Origin of the sequence: Zoogloea dura (genome assembly GCF_012927165.1) — a bacterium.
GTDB lineage: Bacteria > Pseudomonadota > Gammaproteobacteria > Burkholderiales > Rhodocyclaceae > Zoogloea > Zoogloea dura.
This window is the reverse complement of record NZ_JABBGA010000008.1, coordinates 194,238-214,524: the sequence shown is the minus strand read 5'-3', so window position 1 is coordinate 214,524 and position 20,287 is coordinate 194,238. Positions and strand designations below refer to the sequence as shown.

Annotated in this window: 23 protein-coding genes and 2 tRNA genes; 16 read left to right on the top strand and 9 right to left on the bottom strand. The window is 67.3% G+C overall.

Annotated features, from left to right (window positions below; genetic code table 11):
- Nucleotides 1-83: 83 nt before the first annotated feature.
- The 8 genes from HHL15_RS12485 to dksA form a co-directional block, all read right to left on the bottom strand.
- Nucleotides 84-1,058, bottom strand: a complete 975-nt coding sequence (locus tag HHL15_RS12485; protein ID WP_206198731.1) for an STAS domain-containing protein — start codon at nt 1,056-1,058, stop codon at nt 84-86.
- A 323-nt stretch (nt 1,059-1,381) separates the two neighbouring features.
- The gene (locus HHL15_RS12480) at nt 1,382-2,173 is read right to left on the bottom strand and encodes a metal ABC transporter permease (protein WP_169146096.1); all 792 of its coding nucleotides are present in this window, start codon (nt 2,171-2,173) and stop codon (nt 1,382-1,384) included.
- Nucleotides 2,170-2,751, bottom strand: coding sequence for an ATP-binding cassette domain-containing protein (locus tag HHL15_RS12475; protein WP_169146095.1), 582 nt, complete (start codon nt 2,749-2,751; stop codon nt 2,170-2,172). The genes HHL15_RS12480 and HHL15_RS12475 overlap by 4 nt, the downstream gene beginning before the upstream one ends.
- Before the next feature lie 9 nt (nt 2,752-2,760).
- Nucleotides 2,761-3,669, bottom strand: coding sequence for a metal ABC transporter substrate-binding protein (locus tag HHL15_RS12470; RefSeq protein ID WP_169146094.1), 909 nt, complete (start codon nt 3,667-3,669; stop codon nt 2,761-2,763).
- A gap of 11 nt (nt 3,670-3,680) precedes the next feature.
- Nucleotides 3,681-5,132, bottom strand: a complete 1,452-nt coding sequence (locus tag HHL15_RS12465) for a hypothetical protein (protein WP_169146093.1) — start codon at nt 5,130-5,132, stop codon at nt 3,681-3,683.
- 79 nt (nt 5,133-5,211) lie between these two features.
- The gene (locus HHL15_RS12460; RefSeq protein WP_169146092.1) at nt 5,212-5,568 is read right to left on the bottom strand and encodes a hypothetical protein; all 357 of its coding nucleotides are present in this window, start codon (nt 5,566-5,568) and stop codon (nt 5,212-5,214) included.
- Nucleotides 5,565-6,635, bottom strand: coding sequence for a CobW family GTP-binding protein (locus HHL15_RS12455; protein WP_169146091.1), 1,071 nt, complete (start codon nt 6,633-6,635; stop codon nt 5,565-5,567). The genes HHL15_RS12460 and HHL15_RS12455 overlap by 4 nt, the downstream gene beginning before the upstream one ends.
- Before the next feature lie 47 nt (nt 6,636-6,682).
- Nucleotides 6,683-7,114: an RNA polymerase-binding protein DksA gene (gene dksA / locus HHL15_RS12450; RefSeq protein WP_169146090.1), complete on the bottom strand. Its 432-nt coding sequence runs from the start codon at nt 7,112-7,114 to the stop codon at nt 6,683-6,685.
- Nucleotides 7,115-7,409: 295 nt separating this feature from the next.
- Here dksA and ybgC point away from each other — a divergent pair, with 295 nt between their 5' ends.
- From ybgC to HHL15_RS12370, 16 genes are all read left to right on the top strand, one after another.
- A complete protein-coding gene (gene ybgC, locus HHL15_RS12445) occupies nt 7,410-7,850 on the top strand; it encodes a tol-pal system-associated acyl-CoA thioesterase (RefSeq protein ID WP_169146089.1) in 441 nt (146 codons plus the stop codon).
- A 4-nt stretch (nt 7,851-7,854) separates the two neighbouring features.
- Nucleotides 7,855-8,529, top strand: coding sequence for a protein TolQ (gene tolQ / locus HHL15_RS12440; protein ID WP_169146088.1), 675 nt, complete (start codon nt 7,855-7,857; stop codon nt 8,527-8,529).
- 13 nt (nt 8,530-8,542) lie between these two features.
- Entirely contained in the window at nt 8,543-8,956 is a 414-nt protein-coding gene (tolR, locus tag HHL15_RS12435; RefSeq protein WP_169146087.1) for a protein TolR, read from the top strand.
- Entirely contained in the window at nt 8,953-9,939 is a 987-nt protein-coding gene (locus tag HHL15_RS12430; RefSeq protein ID WP_169146086.1) for an energy transducer TonB, read from the top strand. Before tolR ends, HHL15_RS12430 begins: the two co-directional genes overlap by 4 nt.
- 21 nt (nt 9,940-9,960) lie before the next feature.
- Entirely contained in the window at nt 9,961-11,244 is a 1,284-nt protein-coding gene (gene tolB / locus HHL15_RS12425; RefSeq protein WP_169146085.1) for a Tol-Pal system beta propeller repeat protein TolB, read from the top strand.
- A 65-nt stretch (nt 11,245-11,309) separates the two neighbouring features.
- On the top strand, nt 11,310-11,861 hold the full coding sequence (gene pal, locus HHL15_RS12420) for a peptidoglycan-associated lipoprotein Pal (protein WP_169146084.1): 552 nt from the start codon (nt 11,310-11,312) through the stop codon (nt 11,859-11,861).
- Nucleotides 11,861-12,610, top strand: coding sequence for a tol-pal system protein YbgF (gene ybgF / locus HHL15_RS12415; RefSeq protein ID WP_169146083.1), 750 nt, complete (start codon nt 11,861-11,863; stop codon nt 12,608-12,610). Before pal ends, ybgF begins: the two co-directional genes overlap by 1 nt.
- A 56-nt stretch (nt 12,611-12,666) precedes the next feature.
- The gene (gene queE, locus HHL15_RS12410; RefSeq protein WP_169146082.1) at nt 12,667-13,326 is read left to right on the top strand and encodes a 7-carboxy-7-deazaguanine synthase QueE; all 660 of its coding nucleotides are present in this window, start codon (nt 12,667-12,669) and stop codon (nt 13,324-13,326) included.
- A gap of 62 nt (nt 13,327-13,388) precedes the next feature.
- The gene (gene queC, locus HHL15_RS12405) at nt 13,389-14,072 is read left to right on the top strand and encodes a 7-cyano-7-deazaguanine synthase QueC (RefSeq protein WP_169146081.1); all 684 of its coding nucleotides are present in this window, start codon (nt 13,389-13,391) and stop codon (nt 14,070-14,072) included.
- Nucleotides 14,073-14,102: 30 nt separating this feature from the next.
- The gene (locus tag HHL15_RS12400) at nt 14,103-15,206 is read left to right on the top strand and encodes a YeeE/YedE family protein (RefSeq protein WP_169146080.1); all 1,104 of its coding nucleotides are present in this window, start codon (nt 14,103-14,105) and stop codon (nt 15,204-15,206) included.
- Nucleotides 15,207-15,248: 42 nt separating this feature from the next.
- A tRNA-Lys gene (locus HHL15_RS12395) sits at nt 15,249-15,324 on the top strand.
- Nucleotides 15,325-15,369: 45 nt separating this feature from the next.
- Nucleotides 15,370-15,445: transfer RNA gene (locus tag HHL15_RS12390), tRNA-Lys, on the top strand.
- Nucleotides 15,446-15,606: 161 nt separating this feature from the next.
- Nucleotides 15,607-15,984, top strand: coding sequence for a VOC family protein (locus tag HHL15_RS12385; RefSeq protein ID WP_169146079.1), 378 nt, complete (start codon nt 15,607-15,609; stop codon nt 15,982-15,984).
- Between the two features lie 76 nt (nt 15,985-16,060).
- A complete protein-coding gene (locus HHL15_RS12380; RefSeq protein ID WP_169146078.1) occupies nt 16,061-16,570 on the top strand; it encodes a YkgJ family cysteine cluster protein in 510 nt (169 codons plus the stop codon).
- Nucleotides 16,571-17,063: 493 nt separating this feature from the next.
- Nucleotides 17,064-17,327 carry a translation initiation factor IF-1 gene (gene infA / locus HHL15_RS12375; protein WP_169146077.1) on the top strand — a complete coding sequence of 88 codons (264 nt, stop codon included), beginning with the start codon at nt 17,064-17,066 and terminating at the stop codon, nt 17,325-17,327.
- Between the two features lie 350 nt (nt 17,328-17,677).
- A complete protein-coding gene (locus HHL15_RS12370) occupies nt 17,678-19,555 on the top strand; it encodes a bifunctional diguanylate cyclase/phosphodiesterase (protein WP_169146076.1) in 1,878 nt (625 codons plus the stop codon).
- Between the two features lie 3 nt (nt 19,556-19,558).
- On the opposite strand, the gene HHL15_RS12365 is transcribed toward HHL15_RS12370, so the two are convergent.
- The gene (locus HHL15_RS12365) at nt 19,559-20,275 is read right to left on the bottom strand and encodes a uracil-DNA glycosylase family protein (RefSeq protein ID WP_169146075.1); all 717 of its coding nucleotides are present in this window, start codon (nt 20,273-20,275) and stop codon (nt 19,559-19,561) included.
- Between the last annotated feature and the right edge of the window lie 12 nt (nt 20,276-20,287).

Sequence of the window (20,287 nt, the reverse complement as noted above, 5' to 3'; positions counted from 1 at the left end):
GCCGGCCGATGGAGAATCGGCACGCCTCTGCTGCGATATTTCCCGCAGGCCGGGGCCACGGCCGGCCCGCTCCGGGCAACAGCTCAGCTGCGAGCTTCGATGCGCGCGACCTGGTGGATGCCCATGACCTGCATCAGCGCCCCGACCATCGAGTTGACCCCCTTCAGCACCACCAGACGCCCCTGCCCGTGCAGCTGGGAGACCACGTTGAAGAGCGTCCCGGCGGAAACGAAATCCATGCGGCGCAGATGCCTGCAATCCACCTCGACCATGGTGCGGGTCCCGGCAAAGGAGGTGATCTTGCGCAGCACTTCGGTGTTGGGCCCGATGACCTCGCCCTCGAGGCGATAGACATTGCTCATGACCGTCTCAGGCGGCTCACCGCCCGCGGGGCTGTCGGCCTCCACAGCAGGCGGCTCCCAGGAAGGCGGCGACTCCTCGAAGGTCATGGCGTAATCGACGGCAAGCTCTTCGAAGCGCTCATGCTGGTCGGTGAACTGGAGAACTTCGAGTAACAACAACCAGATCTGCTTGCCCTCCGCCTTGCCCGGCACCACCAGCGTGGCCAACACTCCGGCCAGATGGCTGGCACCGATCAGGCTCAGTTTGATGCCGGCCTTGCGCAGGCCGCGGACGGCCCGCAGCAGGAGATCGGCACCACCACCCTCGACACCGCGCAGCCGGGTCAGGTCGATGCGCAGGGCACCGGTGCGCATGCCGATCTGGATCAACTGGGCAAACTGTGCGGCAGCCTGGTTGTTGAGCTGCCCCGAAAGATTGACAGTCTGGACTTTGGCAGCGCCGCCCCGGCCGCCCTGCGTGGACAGATCCTGCCAGGCAGGTGGAGAGCGCTCGAATTCGGTGGCGTACATCAGGCTGAGGGACTCGAAACGCTCCTTGTCGCCGGTCAGGCGGAGCAGGTCGAGGAGCATGCCCCACAGGGCCAGGCGGGCGTCGGGCGTCGCGGTGGAGTCCAGGGCGCTGTCGAGCACACCCAGCGCCTCGTCACAATCCCCGTTGGCGTACAGGATTGCCGCCTCCTCGGCCGCGGCGGGCATTTCACCGGCGCCCTCCTCGACGTGGACGCGGTCCGCGCACTGGGCAAGAACCCGCTTGAGGTCGCCACCGGCGATGGTGAAATCGAGGGAAGAGGTCTCGGTCCGGGGGCCCGGAGTGGCGGAACGAACCGCCGTGCCTCCGGCAGGAGCCGGCTGCGGCGTTGAAGCAGTTGCGGAGCCTGAACCGGCCCGGGGGCGGGGTGCGGGACTTCCGGCAGGTCCTGGCTTCTTGCCGAAAAACGGTAGCACCACTCCACAGCCCTCCCAATCGAATGTCCAAGGATTGGACAGGATATCACTCAATGTCGCACCAGCTTCCGCATTTACAGGCGGTCAGATTTAACACCCGGCAACACAACGAGCCCGACCAGGAGCAGCGCACACACCGGACCGAAAGGCTGATCGAAACCCAGGGACAGCACAAAGGCGGCACTGTAGCCGAGCATCCCGACGAGGGCCGCCAGGGCCAGCCCGGCCCGCCAGCTGCGTCCGAAACGGGAGGCGATCAGCGGCGGCACGAAGACCAGGGCGAAAGCGGCCATGACCCCGATGCTCACGGTGGCCAGCGCGATGACCATGCCGGCCAGCACATCAAAGACCATCAGGCGGGGTCGCGGGTCCAGCCCGCGGGCCCGGTGGAACTCGGGGAAGACATGGGCCAGCAGCAGTGAGCGGTTGAGCCACCACAGCAAGGGCGCAGCCACCCCCCAGGCCACGACGGATGCCGCCAGATGGGCCTCGCCGGTGAAATACAGCTGCCCGTCAAAGAGGGCGTGCCCGGCCTGCTCAGCCAGCGGATGATTGGCCACCAGCAAGACCCCCGCCCCCCAGGCAACAAGCATCATCAGGACATAGGCATGCGCCCCGGCGCGGGCCATCAGCCCCTTGAACAGGGCCGCCAGCAGGGCCGCCAGAGCACCGCCCAGCAGCATCGGCCCATCCATCACCATGGCCACCAGGGCGCCGGCCGAGGCCATCTGCGCAAAAGCCAGGGCCGCCAGCCATTCGCCGCGCAGGCGCAGATACATGCCGATGAGCGGCAGCAGCCCGGCCAGCAACAGCCCGGTGATGAAAGGCAGCCGGAACAGCGGGTCGAACAACAAATCGAGGCTCACTCTTGCGCACCCCTTGCGTCCACCTGGACGAGGCGGGTGCACACCCGCTCGATCAGGGCCGGGTCGTGGGACACAATGACGATCCCCTGCTCTGCGTGGGCGCGGCCCAACCAGTCGGCCAGGTAGTCCACGCCGGCGCGGTCGAGGTTGTTGCTGGGTTCATCCAGCAACACGATGTCTGCCGGCGCCATCAGGCAGGCCCACAGGCGCAGGAACTGGAGCTGCCCGCCGGACAGGCGGTCGAGGCGCAGGCCGAGCCGCTCCGCCAGCCAGGGCGGCAGGCCCTCCGGCGGGGCACCGGTGAGGGCCAACAGCTCGCGCCCGGTGATGGGAACACCGCGCAGATCGGTGAAGCCCTGGGCCTGGTGGGAGATGCGCACGCCGGGCGGCTTCACCACCTGCCCGGCGAACACCTTCACCCCGCCCCACAAGGCCTTCAGCAGGGTGGACTTGCCCGCCCCGTTGGGGCCGGCAAGTCCGAGGATCTCGCCCCGGCGCAGCGTGAACGCCAGCGGACCGGCCACCGGCGCGGCATAGCCGGCAACCAGGCCTTCGACGCGGAGCAAGACCTCGCCCATGGCGGCCTCCTACTTCAGCCCGGCCAGCAGGCGCCGGAGGGTATCGTCGAACAGGGCGAACAGGTCACCGGATTCCGGCGAGCCTCCCACCGTGAAGGGCAGCACCACCACCGGAATGTGGGCGCGCTCCCCAAACCAGTCGGAGGCCGTGGCCCGGGCATAAGCCGGACGCAGGATCATCCGCCCCGGCGTCACCTTCTGCCGCTCAAGCAAGCCCGCCAGCTGGGTGCTGCCGGGCTCCACGCCAGGCTTGGGCTCGAGGGCACCCAGCTCCTTCAGCCCGAGCCAGTCGGCCATGTAGGCGAAGGACCGGTGCTGGACCCACACCGGCGCCCCGCGCAAGGGCGCGGCGCTCTGCTCCCAACGGGCCATCGCCGCCTTCCAGCGCTCGGCAAAGTTCGCCAGGCCGGCCTGGTAGGCCACCGCATTGGCGCCATCCAGCTGGGCGAGCCGGCCCGCCAGGGCCTCGGCCACCTTCAGGATGTTGCGCGGGTCGGTCTGGATGTGCGGATTGCCGCTGGCATGCACATCGCCATCGGCCCGATCGAGGCGGGCCGGCACTTCGAGCATGCGCACCTGGGCCGCCGCCTCGAAGTAACCGGGCTTGCCCGGCTGGATCGCCGCATTGCCGGATTCACGCAGCACCACCGGCAGCCAGCCGATCTCCAGGTCGGCACCGGTCGCCACGACCAGCTGGCTGCTGCGCGCCCGGGCGATCAGGGAAGGCCGGGCCTCGATGCGGTGCGGGTCCTGCAAAGCACTGGTGGCGGCAAAGACATTCACCTTGTCGCCGCCGATCTCGCGGGCCAAGGCCGCCCATTCGGGCACGCTGGCGAACACGTTGACGGCGGCGCCGGCCGGCAGGGCGGCTAGAACAAGCAGCATCGCGGCAAGGCGCAAGAGGGTTTTCACGATCATGATCGGTCTCCTCAGAACTTGTGGGCGCCGTGGGCACCCAGGCTCATGATGTACTGCAGCCAGACTTGATTGTCGGCCTCTCCGTCACGGGACTTGTCGCGGGCCAGTTGCAGGCGCAGGCGTGAGAACTCGGACGGGGACCAATCCACCATGGCCGTGTGACGGGTCGGGTTGTAGCCGGCCAGGATGGGCAGCTCGGTGCCGCTCAGGCTGCCCAGGTTGACGCTGCCGCTGTCCAGCCAGTCACCCCGCACGCCCACCCGCCACCGCGGCATGAATTGGTACACCGCCTGCAGGTAGCTGCCGGACTGACGCAGGCGGGATGCCGACGCCGCGGATGCACCACTCAGGTTGTCCACGTCGTAGGTCAGCATGCCGGTCTCGCGACGCTGGATGTACTCACCCTGGATCTTCAGGTAACGATCGCGGCTATTGCCATCCGGTGCCCACTTGTACACGAAGTCGGCAATCCAGGTCTGGCTGCGCCCGGAGAAGGCATTGGTGACGGCATTGTCTTCAAACGTCCGCTCGCGCGGCTGGGCGCCCACGTGGGACAGACCCACCTGCCAGGCCGAGGACGCCCCGATATCACCCCCCAGGTGGGCAAAGGCCGTCCACAGACCGGCGCCGTTGCGGTTGCGCTCCGCGCCGGGGTACTTCTCGCCGGCAGCCATTTCAGCGCCGAACTCCAGGAACAGGTCGGTGGGCGCCACCCAGCGCACCTGCACCCCGTCGTTCTGCAGGCGGTAGCCGAAGAAGGCCTTGTAGGCCAGCGGCGCGTCGGAAAAATCCCACTCGTGGGGGTGCTGCTGGTTGAGGTAGCCCACGCCGGACAGGAAACGCCCGCCCTTCACCTTGAGGCCGCCAGGCAGGCCGAGGGTCTCCACGTTGACTTCCTCCACCTCGACCACGCCCTGACCGTCATCCTCGGCGAGGGCGAAGCGGGCATTGGCGCGGAACAGATGATCCACGTTGGCCGAGAAAGCCAGCTCCGACTCACCCAGGGAGAAGCCCTTGCGCGGGGGGCCGACCTCACCGCCGGACGGGATGAAGCCGTCGATGCGGTAGGTGGAAGGATCCCGCTGGAAGCGGGTGAACTTGCTGTCGATGATCAGTGAAACAGCGGGATTGAAGGCACTCTCGCCAGCCTGAGGGCGGGAGCCGCCAGCGTTCGCGGCCGCTGCCTGCAGTTCGGCACTGCGGGCCTCGACCCGCGCTACCGACTGAGCGGCAGAGCCAGCGGCAACGCCTGCCTCGGCTGCGGCGGTTGCGGCACCGGCAGCCCGCTGTTCGGTTGCGGCAAGGCGCCGCTCGAGGGCATCGATGCGCTGCTGGTAGGACTCCTTGAGCTCCCGCAGCTGGTCGCGGAGCTGTTTCAGTTCAACATCGGATGCGGCGGATGCCACGGACGGAAAGGCGGCAGCAAGGGCGAGACACAGCGCACCCGGGCGAAGCAAAGTCATGGTCGGATCTCCTGGGATCGGTCCAAAAAAAGGGAATGCCGGCGCAGCCCGCAAGGGCTCGCCGGTCAGCGATCGGGGTTCAGGAGAGGAAGGGCGGGCCGCGGCTGGGCGGCAGGAGCAGCAAACGAGCCGCCCCCGGCAGCACGACACCGTCGGGCAGGGGCAGCGAGGGCAGGGCCACGGCCAGCATCGGCTGGCAGGGCGGAGGCGCGGCAGACAGACCTGCCGCGGCAAGACAGAGCAGGCAGCTCTCGTGACGGGCTGCCTCGGGCACCCCGCCGTCGAAGGAGCTCGCCTCGACAATCGCCTCTCCCCGCGACGGGGCCAGCAGATCGGCCACGTGGCCGACGGCGTGGGCGGCCGCAAAAATCTGGGCCAGGACGAGCAGCAGCGCCAGGGCGCTGCGAAAAAGGGCGGACGGACGGCGCAGCCTCATGCGCTGGCCTCCGAGGTCTCGGCGCAGAAGCAGGCGAAGGCCTGGTCCACCAGTTCGCGCTCCAGATCACGCACGATGAAGACCAGTCGCGTGCTGCGGTCGGCGTCCGGCCAGGCCGGCAGGGACGCCTCCGGGTAACGCAGGTGATGGACGCACTGGATGACCCGTGGCGCAGCCTCGCCACGCACGTTGACGATGCCCTTGATGCGCAGCAGGTGATCGCCGCGCAGCCCCTGCAGCATGTCGAGGGCCGTGGAGAAATCCCCCCACGCCACCGGCTGCTCGAGGCGCACCACGAAAGCATGGGTCAGTGCGTCATGACGGTCCGGATCACCCGACACCGACTGGCGGCGGGGCGCATAGGCCGGGCGGGCTGCCGCCTGGCTGCGCACCGCCTCGTCGGCCAGCCAGCCGGCCACGTCCGCGCTGCGGGTGGCAGGATTCCACAGGCCACAGTCAAGAATGTCGGCGGCGTCCAACCGGCCTTCCGCGACGCGAATCTGGCGCGCCCCCGGATTGAGTGCGCGCAGCCGTGCGGACAGGGCTTCGAGGGCTTCAGGACCAGCCTGGTCGACCTTGGTGAGGAGCAGGCGATCGGCCATCGCAGCCTGCTTCACTGCTTCCCCCTGACGCTCGAGCTGGCCGAGGCCAAAGACACCATCGACAAGCGTGATCACTCCGTCGAGGCGATAGCGTTCGGCGATGAAGAAATCCTGCATCAGGGTGAAGATCACCGGCGCCGGATCGGCCAGGCCGGTGGTTTCGATGACGATGCGGCCGAGGGCTGGCAGCTCGCGGCGCAGGCGGCGCATGAAAAGATCGCGCAGCACCCGCACCAGATCGCCGCGCACCGTGCAGCACAAGCAGCCGGATTCCAGCAGGACGAGGTTTTCATCGATGCGCTCGACCAGGAGGTGGTCGATGGGGACGGCGCCGAACTCGTTCATCAGCACCACCGTGCCAGCCATTGCGGGCTGGCGCAGCAGGTGATTGAGCAACGTGGTCTTCCCCGCCCCCAGGAAACCGGTGAGCAGGGTGACGGGAATGGACGATGCCGGTCCGGTCATGGAATCAGGAAACCGAGCGGAAGCCGAGCCGGCACAGGCCCCGGGGATTACTCCCCGTACAGCTTCTGGGTGCGCTCGCGGCGCTCCTGGGCGTCGATCGAGAGCGTCGCGGTGGGGCGGGCCAGCAGGCGGCCGATACCGATCGGGTCACCGGTCTCCTCGCACCAGCCGTATTCGCCTTCGGAGATGCGTCCCAGCGCCTCGTCGATCTTCTTGAGCAGCTTGCGCTCGCGGTCGCGGACGCGCAGCTCAAGGGCGTGCTCTTCCTCGACGGTCGCCCGGTCGGCCGGATCGGCGACGAGTTCGTTCTCGCGCAGGTTGGCGCCGGTGCTCGCCGCGTTCTCGAGCAGCTCGTCGCGCATCGTCGACAGCCGGACACGGAAGAACTCCAGCTGGGCCGGGTTCATGTAATCATCTTCCGACATGGCCAGGATTTCGGCCTCGGTCAGCAGCTTCTCATTGCTCGTGGTTGCAACCATGTCTCTTTCCTCCCATGAATCGACTATCAGGCGGGGCCCGGATCAGACCGGCCTGGCGACTCTTCCAAGTCCTGCGGAGCATTCTGCCGCAAAAGGCACACCCGGTGACGGGCCTTTGTGCATTTCGGGCCATGCACAAAACGCACCAGCCCTCATTCGAGGCCGCGATTCTAGGCACAGGAGTGCTGCAATTACAACGCCCGTCATGCAATCAGGCAAGAGCACAGAACATTCTGAAACACTGAATCAACGCAAGCGCTTCGGCTCAGGGCGGGTCGTACTGTAAAATGTTGCGATGCATGCATCGATTCATCCCGCGTCCGGCGAGCGCAAGGCCTTCATTTCATTGCCGGTCCGGGTTTACTACGAAGACACGGACGCCGGCGGCGTTGTTTATTACGCCAACTACCTCAAGTTCTGCGAGCGGGCCCGCACCGACGGGCTGCGGGCCCTCGGTTTCGAGCAGGCCCGGCTGGCGGCGGAGGCCGACCTGATCTTCGTGGTGCGTCGCGTGCAGGCCGAATACCTGCAGGCCGCCCGCCTGGACGACCTGCTCGAGGTCACCGCCACCATCGAACGCCTCGGCGGGGCCAGCGTGGTCTTCGACCAGCAGATCCGGCGCCATGATCAGCTGATCTTCGAAGCCCGCGTCACCATCGCCTGCGTCTCCGCGAGCGCCGGACGCCCCACCCCCATCCCGCCGGCTGTGCGCGCACAGTTTGCCACCCTGGTTTGAACCGATGAACGTCACCGAAGACCTTTCCATCCTCTCCCTGATCGCCAACGCCAGCCTGCTGGTGAAGCTGGTGATGGCCCTGCTCGGCACCGTCTCCTTCATGTCCTGGTACTGGATCTTCCGCAAGTGGTTCCAGATCGGCAATGCGCGCAAGAAAACCGACCTCTTCGAGCGCGACTTCTGGAGCGGCGGCGACCTCAACGCCCTGTACCAGAGCGCCACCACCAGCCGCCACGAAGCCGCCGGCATGGAGCGCATCTTCGAGGCCGGCTACCGGGAGTTCGCCAAGCTGCGCGGCAAGAGCATGGACCACGGCGCGGTGATGGACGGCGCCCGCCGCGCCATGCGCGCCACCTACCAGCGCGAGGTGGACGACCTGGAGGCCCACTTGGCCTTCCTCGCCTCGGTCGGCTCGGTGTCGCCCTATGTGGGCCTGTTCGGCACCGTGTGGGGCATCATGAACGCCTTCCGTGGCCTCTCCAACGTCGGCTCCGCCACCCTCGCCCACGTGGCTCCGGGCATTGCCGAAGCCCTGGTGGCCACCGCCATCGGCCTGTTCGCGGCCATTCCCGCGGTGGTGGCCTACAACCGCTTTGCCCATGACATCGACCGCATCGCGATCCGCTTCGAGAGCTTCACCGAGGAGTTCCTGAACATCCTCCAGCGCCAGCTGCGCTGACCGGAGCCCCGCCATGCGTCAACGCCGCCTGATGAACCAGATCAACGTCGTACCCTACATCGACGTGATGCTGGTGCTGCTCGTGATCTTCATGGTCACCGCGCCGATGATCCAGTCCGGCTCGGTCAACCTGCCCAGCGTGGACAAAGTCCCCGCGCCGCCCACCGACGCCATGGTGGTCACCGTCAAGTCCGACGGCGAGCTGGGTCTGCGCGCCACCAGCAACTCGCCCGAGCGGGTTCTCAACCGCAAGGACCTGATCGCCGAAGTGAGCAGCGCCGTGTCGGCCACCCCCGGCCAGCCGGTGGTCATCGCCGCCGACAAGAGCGTCAAGTACGAACTGGTCATGAACACCCTCAACGACCTGCGCAACGCAGGCGTCAACAAGGTCGGCCTGCAGACGCAGATCGGCAAGTCGGCCCGATGAACCCAGCCCTGCCCGGCAACGACAGGGGCAAGTGGTCGTCCCTGGGCCTCGCCGCCCTGGTCCACATCCTGCTCGGCCTGTTCCTTTTTTATGGCGTCCGCTGGCAGAACCGCCTGCCCGACCCTGTCGAGGTCGAGCTGGTCAGCGGCAACCCCCTGCCCCCTGCGCCGACCCTGCCGCCACCGGAGCCGGTCGCCGACGCCCGCCCGACGCCCCCTCCTCCCCCCCCGCCCGAACCCGAGGACGAGCCCGACCCTGAACCGCCGCCGCGCAGGCAGCCCGACATCGCCATCAAGGCGCCCGAGCCTAAAAAGCCGCCCCCCAAGCCGGTGAAGGAAGTGGTCAAGCCCGTGGAAAAGCCCCCGGTCAAGCCGCCCGAGCCCAAACCCAAGCCCAGGCCGGAACCGAAACCCGAGCCCAAGCCGGACCCCAAGCCCACGCCAAAGCCCCAGCCGAAGCCGGAACCCAAGGCCAGGCCCGAACCGGCCAAGCCGGAGAAGTCTGCGGAAAAACCGGTCAAGCCGGTCGATAAGCCGGCCAGGACAGACAAGAATGCCAAGGCCGACGCCGAGAAAGCCCGGGAGCTGGAAGACAAGCGCATGCGCGAGCTGATGGCACGGGACTCGGAGAACGTCAGCCAGTCCAAGCAGTTACAGGAAGAGCTGGCCCGCGTGGCGGGAGCCAAGGCCACCGCTGCGCGCAACAAGGCCCAGGACGCCTACGTGGAGAAGATCCGCGCCAAGGTGAAGGGCAACATCATCCTGCCACCGGGCATCAACGGCGACCCGTTTGCGATCTTTTACGTAGACCAGCTCCCCGACGGCTCGGTGATCGAGGTGCGCCTCAAGCGCTCGACCGGCAACGCCCAGCTCGATGGCGCCATCGAACGGGCGATCCAGAAGTCGAGCCCCCTGCCCAAGCCTGACAAGGCAGAGTTGTTCAACCGTACCCTGGAGCTCAAGTTCTATCCGCTCCGGGACTAAACCACCGTGGACCCCGAACCCATGACCCTACGCATCCCGACCTTCCTGCGCGCCACTCTCGCGGCTTGCACGCTGGCGCTTGCGTCCAGCGCCCAGGCCCAGCTCTCCATCGAGATCACCGGCGCCGGCGCCAACCGCATGCCGGTCGCCATCGCCGCCTTCGAAGGCGAGAGCGCCCTGCCCCGCGCCGTGACCGACGTGGTCCGGGCCGACCTGGAACGCAGCGGCATCTTCAAGATCATCGAACTCGGCCCGAGCCCGATGGGCGCCGAAGCCCCGCCCGACTTCGGGCGGATCCGCTCGCGGGGCGCCGACGCCTTTGCGGTGGGCACCGTGGCCCCCGCCAGCGCCGGGCGCCACCAGGTGCAGTTCCGCCTCTTCGACGCCGCCAAGCAGGTCAGCCTGGGCTCCCAGGCCATGGTGATGTCGCCCAACCAGTACCGCACCACAGGCCACCGCATCGCCGACTACATCTACGAGAAGCTCACCGGCGAACCCGGCGTGTTCTCGACCCGCATCGCCTACGTGCTCAAGTCCGGCTCGCGCTACGAGCTGCAGATCGCCGACGCCGACGGCAGCAACGCCCAGACCGCCCTGGCCTCCAAAGAGCCGATCATCTCCCCGGCCTGGTCGCCGGATGGCACCCGCCTCGCCTACGTGTCCTTCGAGGCCAAGAAACCGGTGGTTTACGTACACTCCCTGGCCACCGGCCAGCGCAACGTGGCGGCCAACTTCAAGGGCTCGAACTCCGCCCCGGCCTGGTCGCCGGATGGCCGCCGGCTGGCCGTGGTGCTGACCAAGGACGGCCAGTCCCAGATCTACACCGTCAATGCCGACGGCTCCGGCGTGCAGCGCCTGGCTTCCTCGGCAGGCATCGACACCGAGCCGTCCTGGTCCACCGACGGCTGGATCTACTTCACCTCCGACCGGGGCGGCAGCCCGCAGATCTACCGGGTGCCCGGTAGCGGCGGAGATGCCCAGCGGGTCAGCTTCGAGGGCGGCTACAACGTGAGCCCGCGCCCCTCCCCCGATGGCAAGAGCCTCGTGTATGTGTCCCGCAACAGCGGCCGCTTCCAGGTCACCCTGCTCGACCTCGCCTCCCGCCAGACCCAGATCCTGACCGACTCCTCCAAGGATGAGTCGCCCAGCTTCGCCCCCAACGGCCGCATGGTGCTGTATGCCACCGAGATGGGCGGCCGCGGCGTGCTGGCCGCCGTGTCATCCGACGGTCGTGTCAAGCAGCGACTGTCGGTACAATCAGGCGACGTTCGCGAACCCGCCTGGGGTCCGCAGCCGCGCAACTGACACATATAAAAGCCAATATTCCATTTTTCCCGCCCTCTGCGTCCGCATCCGGAGCCCACACCACCATGAAGTACACCCGTTTCGCCCTCTCCCTGATCACCATCGGCCTGCTGGCCGCCTGCAGCTCGTCGCCCAAGACCGACGGCCAGGCCGGTGCGGCTGTCGAGGACCGTTCCAGCGCCGCCGCCTCCGGCGTCGACGCCAACCGCGTCGTGCCGGTTGACGCCAATTCCGGCGGCCTGGCCAGCTACCCCGAGCTGAAGGACCCGAAGAGCATCCTGTCCAAGCGCAGCGTGCTGTTCGACTACGACAGCTACGTCATCAAGGACCAGTACCGCGCCTTGGTCGAAGCCCACGCCAAGTTCCTGACCAGCCACCCCAACGTCAAGATGCTGATCCAGGGCAACACCGACGAACGCGGCAGCCGCGAATACAACCTGGCCCTCGGCCAGAAGCGTGCCGACGCAGTCAAGAAGGCCCTGAGCCTGCTCGGCGTCTCTGAAGGCCAGCTCGAATCCGTCAGCCTCGGCGAAGAAAAGCCCAGCTGCAGCGAAGCCAGCGAATCCTGCTGGTCCGCCAACCGTCGCGGCGACATGCTCTATTCGGGTGAGTTCTGATGTTCCGCCCCCTTCTGCCCCGCTTGCTGGCGGGTCTGCTGGCGGGCCTCTGCGCCACCCAGGCCCAGGCTGGCCTGTTTGACGACGAGGAAGCCCGCGCGCGCATCAATTCGCTGCGCAACGAGCTGGCCGGCCGCATCGAGAAAGTCGAAGCGAACCATGCCCGGGCCCAGGTCGACCTTGCCAACCAGATCGAAGAGCTGAAGACCGAAGTTGCCCGCCTGCGCGGCGAGAACGAAGTCCTCACCAACGACCTGGCAAACGCCAACAAGCGGCAGAAGGATTTTTACGTGGATCTCGACAACCGCCTGCGGAAACTCGAGACCACCCCGGCCACTGAGGCGCCGCAGCAGGCCACCCCGGCGGCAGCGGCCGACCCCGCCGCCGAAAGCCGTGATTACGAAGCGGCCCTGACCCAGTTGCGTGGCGCCAAGTACAAGGAAGCAGCTGCCGGCTTCATCGCCTTCACCAAGGCTTATCCGGCCAGCAGCTTCCTGCCCAGCGCCCACTTCTGGGCCGCCAGCGCCCTGTATCAGCTGAAGGACAACATCGGCGCCGCCGAGCAGTACAACAAGGTTGCCACCCAGTGGCCGGATGACAGCCGGGCACCGGACGCTCTCCTCGGCCTGGCCAGCACCCAGCAGGCCCGCGGAGACAACGTCGGCGCCAGCCGCAGCCTCGAGAAGCTGGTTGCCAAGTACCCGAGCAGCTCGGCCGCCCAGATCGCCCGTCAGCGCCTCAAGAAGTAAGCATCAACCCGCCTGCCCCGGTTTCGGCCGGGGCGCGCCTTTTCAGCCGTACCGCCATGTCCTCTACCGGTCGCCCCGCCACCCTCCGCATCACCGAGATCTTCCATTCCCTGCAGGGGGAGACCTCGCGGAGCGGCCTGCCCACCGTCTTCGTCCGGCTCACCGGCTGCCCGCTGCGCTGCAGCTGGTGCGACACCGAGTACGCGTTCACCGGCGGCACCACCCGCAGCCTCGACGAGATTCTCGCCGAGGTCGCCGGCTACCAGTGCCCGACGGTCTGCGTCACCGGTGGCGAACCCCTGTCCCAGAAGAACTGCCAGCCCCTGCTCACCGCCCTGTGCGACGCAGGCCATTCGGTTTCCCTGGAAACCAGCGGGGCCCTCGACATCGCGGACGTCGATCCGCGCGTGTCGCGCATCGTGGACCTGAAAGCCCCCGGCTCCGGCGAAGAGGCCCGCAACCTGCTGTCCAACATTCCGCTGCTGACCCCCCACGACGAACTCAAACTGGTCATCGCCAGCGAGGCCGACTACGAATGGGCCAGGGCCAGGATCGCCGAACACCACCTCACCGAGCGCTGCCCAGTGCTGCTGGCCCCGGTGCAGGGTCAGCTCAAGCCCGCCGACCTGGCTGCCTGGATCCTTCGCGACCGCCTGCCGGTGCGCATGCAGGTCCAGCTGCACAAGATCATCTGGGGCAACGAACCCGGCCGCTGAACGCTTCGTCCCGCTCCGACGGTCCGGGACAACACCAAGATTTCCGAGATCCTGGAGAAAACATGAACACCCCACGCCCCCGCGCCCTCGTCCTGCTCTCGGGCGGGCTCGACTCCGCCACCTGCCTGGCCATCGCCCGTGACGAAGGCTTCGACGCCTACGCCCTCTCCGTCGAATACGGCCAGCGCCATGCCGCCGAGCTGGCGGCCGCCCAGCGGGTCGCCCAGGCACTCGGCGCCGTCGCCCACCGGGTGGCCCACGTCGACCTCGGCCAGTTCGGCGGCTCCGCTCTCACCGACCCCGCCCTGGCCGTGCCCACCGACGGTGCCGAAGGCGGCATCCCGATCACCTACGTGCCGGCCCGCAACACCATCATGCTGTCGATCGCCATGGCCTGGGCCGAGGTGCTCGGCGCCCAGCACATCTACGTCGGCGTCAATGCGGTGGACTACTCCGGCTACCCGGACTGCCGCCCCGCCTTCATAGAGGCCTTCGAGCGCATGGCCAACCTGGCCACCAAGGCCGGCGTCGAAGGCCATCGCCTGAGCATCCACGCCCCGCTGATCGACCTTTCCAAGGCCGACATCATCCGCCAGGGCACCGCCCTCGGCGTCGATTACGGCCTCACCGTATCCTGCTACCAGGCCGATGACGATGGCCGCGCCTGCGGCCTGTGCGACGCCTGCCGCCTGCGCAGGGCCGGCTTCCAGGCAGCCGGCGTGGCCGACCCCACGCCTTATCGCTGAACCCGCGGGCGTCCCGCCGCTCCAAGCGCCATGGACACGCCCACCCTGCCCCTCTCCCTGCCACTCATCGCCTGGGCCGCCTGCACCATCGGCGCCCTGTTTGGCTTCGCAGCCCAGCGCAGCAGCTTCTGCACCATGGGCGCCGTGGCCGACATCATCATCATGGACGACTGGACCCGCATGCGCATGTGGGCCCTCGCCCTCGCCGTAGCCATCGCCGGCACCGCCGGGCTGCAGGTGGCTGGCCTCGTGGACGTGCATGACTCGATCTACACCAGCCAGCGCCTGCCCTGGCTGTCGCACCTGGTCGGCGGCTTCCTGTTCGGCATCGGCATGACCCTCGCGTCCGGCTGTGGCGCCAAGACCCTGCTGCGGCTGGGCAGCGGCAATCTCAAATCGCTGGTCGTCTTTGCCTTTCTCGGCCTCTCCGCCTACATGACCCTGCGAGGCGTGTTCGGCGGCTGGCGCAGCGCCTGGCTAGACCCCGTGGTGATCCAGTTCGACACTCATCAGGACCTTCCCAGCCTGCTCGCTGCACGTTTCACCCTCGACAGCCGCAGCGCCTGGCTGGCCTGCAGCACCGTCGCAGCCGGCAGCCTGGGGCTCTTCGCCCTGTCCGAACGCACCATGTGGCAGCCAGGCCCGTTGTTCGGCAGCCTGGCCATCGGAGCCTGCATCGTCGCCGGCTGGTATCTCAGCGGCCATCTGGGCTATCTCCCCGAGGACCCGGACACCCTGCAGCCCGCCTTCCTGGCCACCAACAGCGGCCATCTCGAATCCCTGAGCTTCGTCGCCCCCTACGCCTACAGCCTCGATCTGCTGATGCTGTGGACAGACACCAGCCGGATCGTCACGATCGGCATCGCCCTCACCCTCGGCGTGATCCTCGGCTCCCTGCTGGCCGCCATCACCGGTCACAGCTTCCGCATCGAGAGCTTCCGTGACGCCCCCGACCTGGCCCGGCACCTGACCGGCGCCATGCTGATGGGGATCGGCGGCGTCACGGCCCTGGGCTGCACCATAGGCCAGGGCCTCAGCGGACTGTCCACGCTGTCCCTGGGCTCGCTCCTCACAACTGTCGCCATCATCGCCGGTGCCACCCTCTCGATCCAGATACAGCTACGAAACAGTTGACACTTTCCAATAAATCTCTATAATGCGGCGCTTCTCTGCTGGGGGTCGTTAGCTCAGCTGGTAGAGCAGCGGACTTTTAATCCGTTGGTCGCAGGTTCGAATCCCGCACGACCTACCACTGAAGCGAAAAGTGGTATATAATGCGCGCCACAGAGAAGAAGTTGGGTTGTTAGCTCAGTTGGTAGAGCAGCGGACTCTTAATCCGTAGGTCGAGTGTTCGAGTCACTCACAACCCACCAGAAATTCAAAGCTGAAGGCCGCCCTCGGGTGGCCTTCAGCTTTTCGCGCTTGCGGGAATCTTCACGAAAGCCCGGCCCCCAGTCTATAGTGGGTTCGTAAGCCTTGCGGCCCGCACTCCCCGACCGCAGGATGCTCCGGACTCTTTCAGGAGGGCTGCATCATGGCAGCAGCAGACTTTGGCTTCCTGCGTATCAAGGTCATCGCCCTGGCAGTCAGCGACAGACACCGCGCGCACCGCTTTTACAGCGAAACCCTGGGCCTCGAACCGGCTTACGAGGGCACCCAGAAAGTCGGCTACTTCCTCGGCACGACCATCCTCATGCTGAAGTCCGACTGGTACGGCAGCCCCACGGAGCAGCCCAATCCCCGCATCACCATCGCCACCGCCCATGCGCCCGACACCGCGGCGGCACTGTCCGCCCGGGGCGTGCGCATCGCCGATCCGGTCCAGGCCTACGATGACGGCTTCAACGTGGGCAGTTTTCTCGACAGCGAAGGCAACAAACTGTGGTTCTGCTCCCCGGTGCACGGCGGATGATCAGCTTGCCAAGCGCAGGCGCGGCCGCAAGAATGACGCCCCGCCACGACCTGATCAAACAGGCAGACAAGCCTCCATGGATGCAAGCCCCCTCACCCAGCTTCACACCGACATCGACGCGCGCGTGCACTTCATCCGCCAGGACCAACCGGAGTGGCTGTGCGGCAAGGGCTGCGACAACTGCTGCAAACGACTCGCAGACATCCCCCAGCTGACCGCCGGCGAGTGGGCACTGCTGCAGGAAGGTCTGACCGCCCTGCCGCCTGCACAGCTCGACCTCATCGCGACCCGCATCACCGCACTGGGGGACAGCCCGGCCCGTCCAGTGACCTGCCCCCTGCTTGACCCCGCCAGCGGCGCCTGTCCGGTCTATGCGCAACGCCCGGTAGCCTGCCGGACTTACGGCTTCTACGTGGACAGGGCCCTGGGACTGTACTGCCGGGACATCGAACAACAGGTCGCCGAGGGCCAGCTCGACCAAGTGGTATGGGGCAACCACGAGGCCATCGAGCAACGCCTGGCCAGGCTCGGCCCGCAGCGCCCCCTGACGGCCTGGTTCCGCGACTGGCAGACGGAGTGCCGCTGAGAGGCTGAAGACGGTTTTTCCGCAACCTTGCCATCGAGCTGGTTTTCCTGCTAGTATTTCTGGCTTACTGGAAGGAATACATGGTCTAATTCCCGACAGAGTGGCTTGCATGCGCGAAGCCAAAGAGGCGCAAGGGCTTACAAGGACAGGCTTTCAAAGTCAGGAATTTTGAACCCGAGGCACCAGGGCTTCAGGAATCTGCCAACAGGGCGATCCGGAGCGCCGGGCCCCTCCCCGATTTCGAATCAAGGCCACCACACGGTGGCCTTGTTTTTTCAGGCGTCGGGCCACCGCCATACCACGCCTTTCATCTTTGTCTGCGACACTGGCGCAGACACAGCATTCGCCGGCCCGCTGATATCCGCGCCGACATTAGATCGCCCAGCCCACCCGGCCTGGGTGAAACCTGGCCCACCAAGGCGGTGGCGGGCCCTGGCCGACACGCCCCCGCGAACCGCGGGATGCCACCCCGGCCACCCACAAGGAGCCCGACATGGCAAAAGAAGAACTGATCGAAATGCATGGCAGCGTCACTGAAGTGCTGCCCGACGGCCGCTACCGCGTCACCCTCGACAACGGCCACAACCTGATCGCCTACTCCGGCGGCAAGCTCAAGAAAAACCACATCCGGATCATCGCCGGTGACGAAGTGACCCTCGAAATGTCGCCCTACGACCTGTCCAAGGGCCGCATCACCTTCCGTCACCTGCCGGCCAAGACCGGCATGTCCTCCCCGCCGCCCGCCCGCCGCTACTAAGCGCACCAGGCAGGCCGCCAAAGGCTCCTCTCCGGCAACGGAAGGAGCTTTTTTTCATCTTGGGCCGCCCCGGGATGAAAGCACCCCCGCGGGAAGCAGCGAGCCGCTCAGCGGGGGCCTGGGAACATTCATTCACCCTGCCCTCCCGGAACGAGCACCCGCAACACCCTCCGCCGCACAAACAGATCAAGCCTGGCCCCGCCCTCGACGTAAACCCGATCTACCCCAGCAAGACACACTGTGTCACGATGTAACGGGCGAACAGGAAGCGGGCCGGCTGCGATCAAGGTCACCAACGACCAGCGCTCCCGGCGAGTACTGCGTGAAGGGCCAGCTACGGCGAGCAACCCATGGAGCAACAGCACACCGCAGACCCCGGGCGCGCCCAACTCAGTGGCCCGGCGCTGCTCACACGCTTGCGGCATCGCCCCCTGCTGATCATTCGCCTGGCGGTGGCCACCCTCGGCATCCTGACACTCGCTCTCGCCTGGCCGGATGTCCTGTCCGACCTGGAATCGCGGGAGACCGCCGCCCGCGAGCGCCTGCGCACCCAGGCCCTGCTCCGCGCGCGCGCCGCCGGCGAGACCATCCAGGCCACCATCGAGCGCTTCGACTTTGCCCTCAAGATCACCCGTGCAGCCGTTCCAGACGGCCTGCAGGCGGTCGCCAGCCACAGCCGGATGGTGGTGGAGGCGCTCCCTCCCGAACTCGTCCTGCAGCAGTTCCTGATCGATGCCGACGGCTACCTCGTTTATTCGTCCCTGGGCCCCTCACCGCGCAACTATCTGGGTGACCGGAACTACTTCCGCAGCCTGGCGACGGACACCGGCGACATCCTGCAGGTCAGTCCGCCGGTGCTGGGGCGCCTGACCGGCAAATGGAGCATCCAGATCGCGCGGGCCATCAAGCGCAACGGGCGCTTCGACGGCGTGGTCTCCCTGGCCGTCTCACCGGACGCCTGGACCCAGCAGCTGGCCCGCTTCGAAACCGCGCCCCGCGACACCCTCACCCTGGTGGACGGCAGTGGCCACGTCCTGCTGCGCACCCTCAAGGGGCGCGAGCACTACGGCAAGCAGGCTCCCCAGCAGCGGGACTACATCCTTCACCCCGAACGTCAGGAGGGCGACTACGTTGCCCACGCCTCCGTCGATGGCGTGCTCCGCCAGTACGCCTGGACGCGCCTCCCCTCGGGCCTGGTGATGCTGTCGGGCATCGCCCTCGACGAGGCCCTGGCGCCGGTGCACGAGATCAACCACTGGACGCTGCTCCGGGCCGGCCTCTCGAGCGCCCTCTTCGCCCTGGTGGTGATCATCCTGCTGCTCGCCCTGCAGCGCTACGAGAAGGCCGTCCATCAGCTTGGCGTGCGGGAGGAACACTACCGGGGGGTGCTCACCCACATGGGGGAGGGCATCATGGTGATAGACCGCCACGGTCTCATCGTGGACACCAACCCGGCTTTCTCGGTGATCACCGGCATCCCGGCTGGCGAAGCCAGGGGGCTGCCGGTATCGGCACTGGAGCCCGCGGATACGGGTGAAACCGGACTCGCCGCCCGGCTCGCCCTGCCTCGTCCTGGCCACTGGGAGACCGATTTTCCGGGAGTGCGCAAGGATGGCCAGGGATATACCGGGCACGCGATGGTGTCCTGCGTCCATGACGCGCACGGCCGCGTCACCCACCGCATCGCCCTGCTCACCGACGTCACCGAACAGCGCCGGCGGGACAGCGAGATCTGGCATCAGGCCAATTTCGACCTGCTCACCGGCCTGCCCAACCGGGCCCTCATGAACGACCGCATCGAGAGCTTGCTGCGCCAGGCCAGGCGCAACCAGGGCCACGTCACCGTGATGTTCATCGACCTCGACCACTTCAAGCCGGTCAACGACCTGTATGGCCACGACACCGGCGACCTGCTGCTCGGTCAGGTCGGGCAGCGCCTCGCCACCCTGTTCCGCGGCGACGACTCGGTGGCCCGCCTGGGCGGCGACGAATTCATCGTCGCAATGGCGGCCGACGCCAACCCGGAAGCCGACGCAGCCCTCGCCCGGAAAGTCCTCGACAGCCTGTCCCGGCCCTTCACCATCACTGGCCGCGACCTGCGCATCTCCTGCAGCATCGGCATCGCCCACTTCCCCGGCGACGGCGACAGCGCCGACACCCTGATCAACCGCGCCGACCAGGCCATGTACAAGGCCAAGGGCCGTGGACGCGCCGGCTGGAGCACCTGAACCTTACAGAGCCGCCCAGACGCCCTGCTCGTGCAGCTGGCGGGTGGCGGCCTCGCTCCAGCCGCGATTGGCCGCCGGGCTGGCCGGACTGGGGTGCAGCACGCGGCCAAAACGCACCGGCAGGCCTTCCAGGGCAAGCCGCGCGCGCTGCTCGGCCCAGGCCCCGACGCCGATCACCCACTCGGGCTGGAGGATCGCCGCCACCTCGCGCAGATGGGCATCACAGGCAGCCAGCAGGGGCCCCTGCTCCGCCGCCGGAAGCTTGTCGGGGGTCAGGTTGCGGCCGCCGTCGAAGAAGGCCAGCGGGCAGTAGTTGGCCACGAAGTGCTCGGCAAAAAAGGCTTCCGCCGTTCCGAAACGCTCGGCGAACAAACCCCACAAACGCCGCCCGCTCACCTCCGAACGGGGGCAGGCGAAGCCCTCGATAGGGCGCTTCGGATTCTCCTCCGGCGGTCTCATCACATCCGCCTCGATGCCCATCCAGTCCCGCACCGCCGCGATCTCGCCAAAAGGCACGCCGGTCTGGACCATGCCGAAGGGCCCCGGATTCATGCCGACAAAGACCACCCGCTTGGGCCCGTGGCCGTAGCGCTGCAGGTACAGCGCATTGGGCGCCCAGGCATAGGTCAGGGGGTTGTACACATGGGACACCGGCGCGGCAAAGCGCATCCCGTCCAGGGCATCGGAGAGACGGCGGGCAGCGGATTCGAGAGAGGTCATGGCAAGAACGGG

What these genes read in the sequence shown, in the direction of transcription:
- ybgF (WP_169146083.1), top strand. Translation starts at nt 11,861, where the DNA reads ATGTTCCGCCCCCTTCTGCCCCGCTTGCTGGCGGGTCTGCTGGCGGGC.
- HHL15_RS12385 (WP_169146079.1), top strand. Translation starts at nt 15,607, where the DNA reads ATGGCAGCAGCAGACTTTGGCTTCCTGCGTATCAAGGTCATCGCCCTG.
- queE (WP_169146082.1), top strand. Translation starts at nt 12,667, where the DNA reads ATGTCCTCTACCGGTCGCCCCGCCACCCTCCGCATCACCGAGATCTTC.
- HHL15_RS12400 (WP_169146080.1), top strand. Translation starts at nt 14,103, where the DNA reads ATGGACACGCCCACCCTGCCCCTCTCCCTGCCACTCATCGCCTGGGCC.
- HHL15_RS12470 (WP_169146094.1), bottom strand. Translation starts at nt 3,669, where the DNA reads ATGATCGTGAAAACCCTCTTGCGCCTTGCCGCGATGCTGCTTGTTCTA.
- HHL15_RS12370 (WP_169146076.1), top strand. Translation starts at nt 17,678, where the DNA reads ATGGAGCAACAGCACACCGCAGACCCCGGGCGCGCCCAACTCAGTGGC.
- ybgC (WP_169146089.1), top strand. Translation starts at nt 7,410, where the DNA reads ATGCATGCATCGATTCATCCCGCGTCCGGCGAGCGCAAGGCCTTCATT.
- pal (WP_169146084.1), top strand. Translation starts at nt 11,310, where the DNA reads ATGAAGTACACCCGTTTCGCCCTCTCCCTGATCACCATCGGCCTGCTG.
- HHL15_RS12465 (WP_169146093.1), bottom strand. Translation starts at nt 5,132, where the DNA reads ATGACTTTGCTTCGCCCGGGTGCGCTGTGTCTCGCCCTTGCTGCCGCC.
- HHL15_RS12365 (WP_169146075.1), bottom strand. Translation starts at nt 20,275, where the DNA reads ATGACCTCTCTCGAATCCGCTGCCCGCCGTCTCTCCGATGCCCTGGAC.
- tolR (WP_169146087.1), top strand. Translation starts at nt 8,543, where the DNA reads ATGCGTCAACGCCGCCTGATGAACCAGATCAACGTCGTACCCTACATC.
- tolB (WP_169146085.1), top strand. Translation starts at nt 9,961, where the DNA reads ATGACCCTACGCATCCCGACCTTCCTGCGCGCCACTCTCGCGGCTTGC.
- HHL15_RS12475 (WP_169146095.1), bottom strand. Translation starts at nt 2,751, where the DNA reads ATGGGCGAGGTCTTGCTCCGCGTCGAAGGCCTGGTTGCCGGCTATGCC.
- HHL15_RS12460 (WP_169146092.1), bottom strand. Translation starts at nt 5,568, where the DNA reads ATGAGGCTGCGCCGTCCGTCCGCCCTTTTTCGCAGCGCCCTGGCGCTG.
- HHL15_RS12485 (WP_206198731.1), bottom strand. Translation starts at nt 1,058, where the DNA reads ATGCCCGCCGCGGCCGAGGAGGCGGCAATCCTGTACGCCAACGGGGAT.
- HHL15_RS12380 (WP_169146078.1), top strand. Translation starts at nt 16,061, where the DNA reads ATGGATGCAAGCCCCCTCACCCAGCTTCACACCGACATCGACGCGCGC.
- HHL15_RS12430 (WP_169146086.1), top strand. Translation starts at nt 8,953, where the DNA reads ATGAACCCAGCCCTGCCCGGCAACGACAGGGGCAAGTGGTCGTCCCTG.
- infA (WP_169146077.1), top strand. Translation starts at nt 17,064, where the DNA reads ATGGCAAAAGAAGAACTGATCGAAATGCATGGCAGCGTCACTGAAGTG.
- tolQ (WP_169146088.1), top strand. Translation starts at nt 7,855, where the DNA reads ATGAACGTCACCGAAGACCTTTCCATCCTCTCCCTGATCGCCAACGCC.
- queC (WP_169146081.1), top strand. Translation starts at nt 13,389, where the DNA reads ATGAACACCCCACGCCCCCGCGCCCTCGTCCTGCTCTCGGGCGGGCTC.
- HHL15_RS12455 (WP_169146091.1), bottom strand. Translation starts at nt 6,635, where the DNA reads ATGACCGGACCGGCATCGTCCATTCCCGTCACCCTGCTCACCGGTTTC.
- dksA (WP_169146090.1), bottom strand. Translation starts at nt 7,114, where the DNA reads ATGGTTGCAACCACGAGCAATGAGAAGCTGCTGACCGAGGCCGAAATC.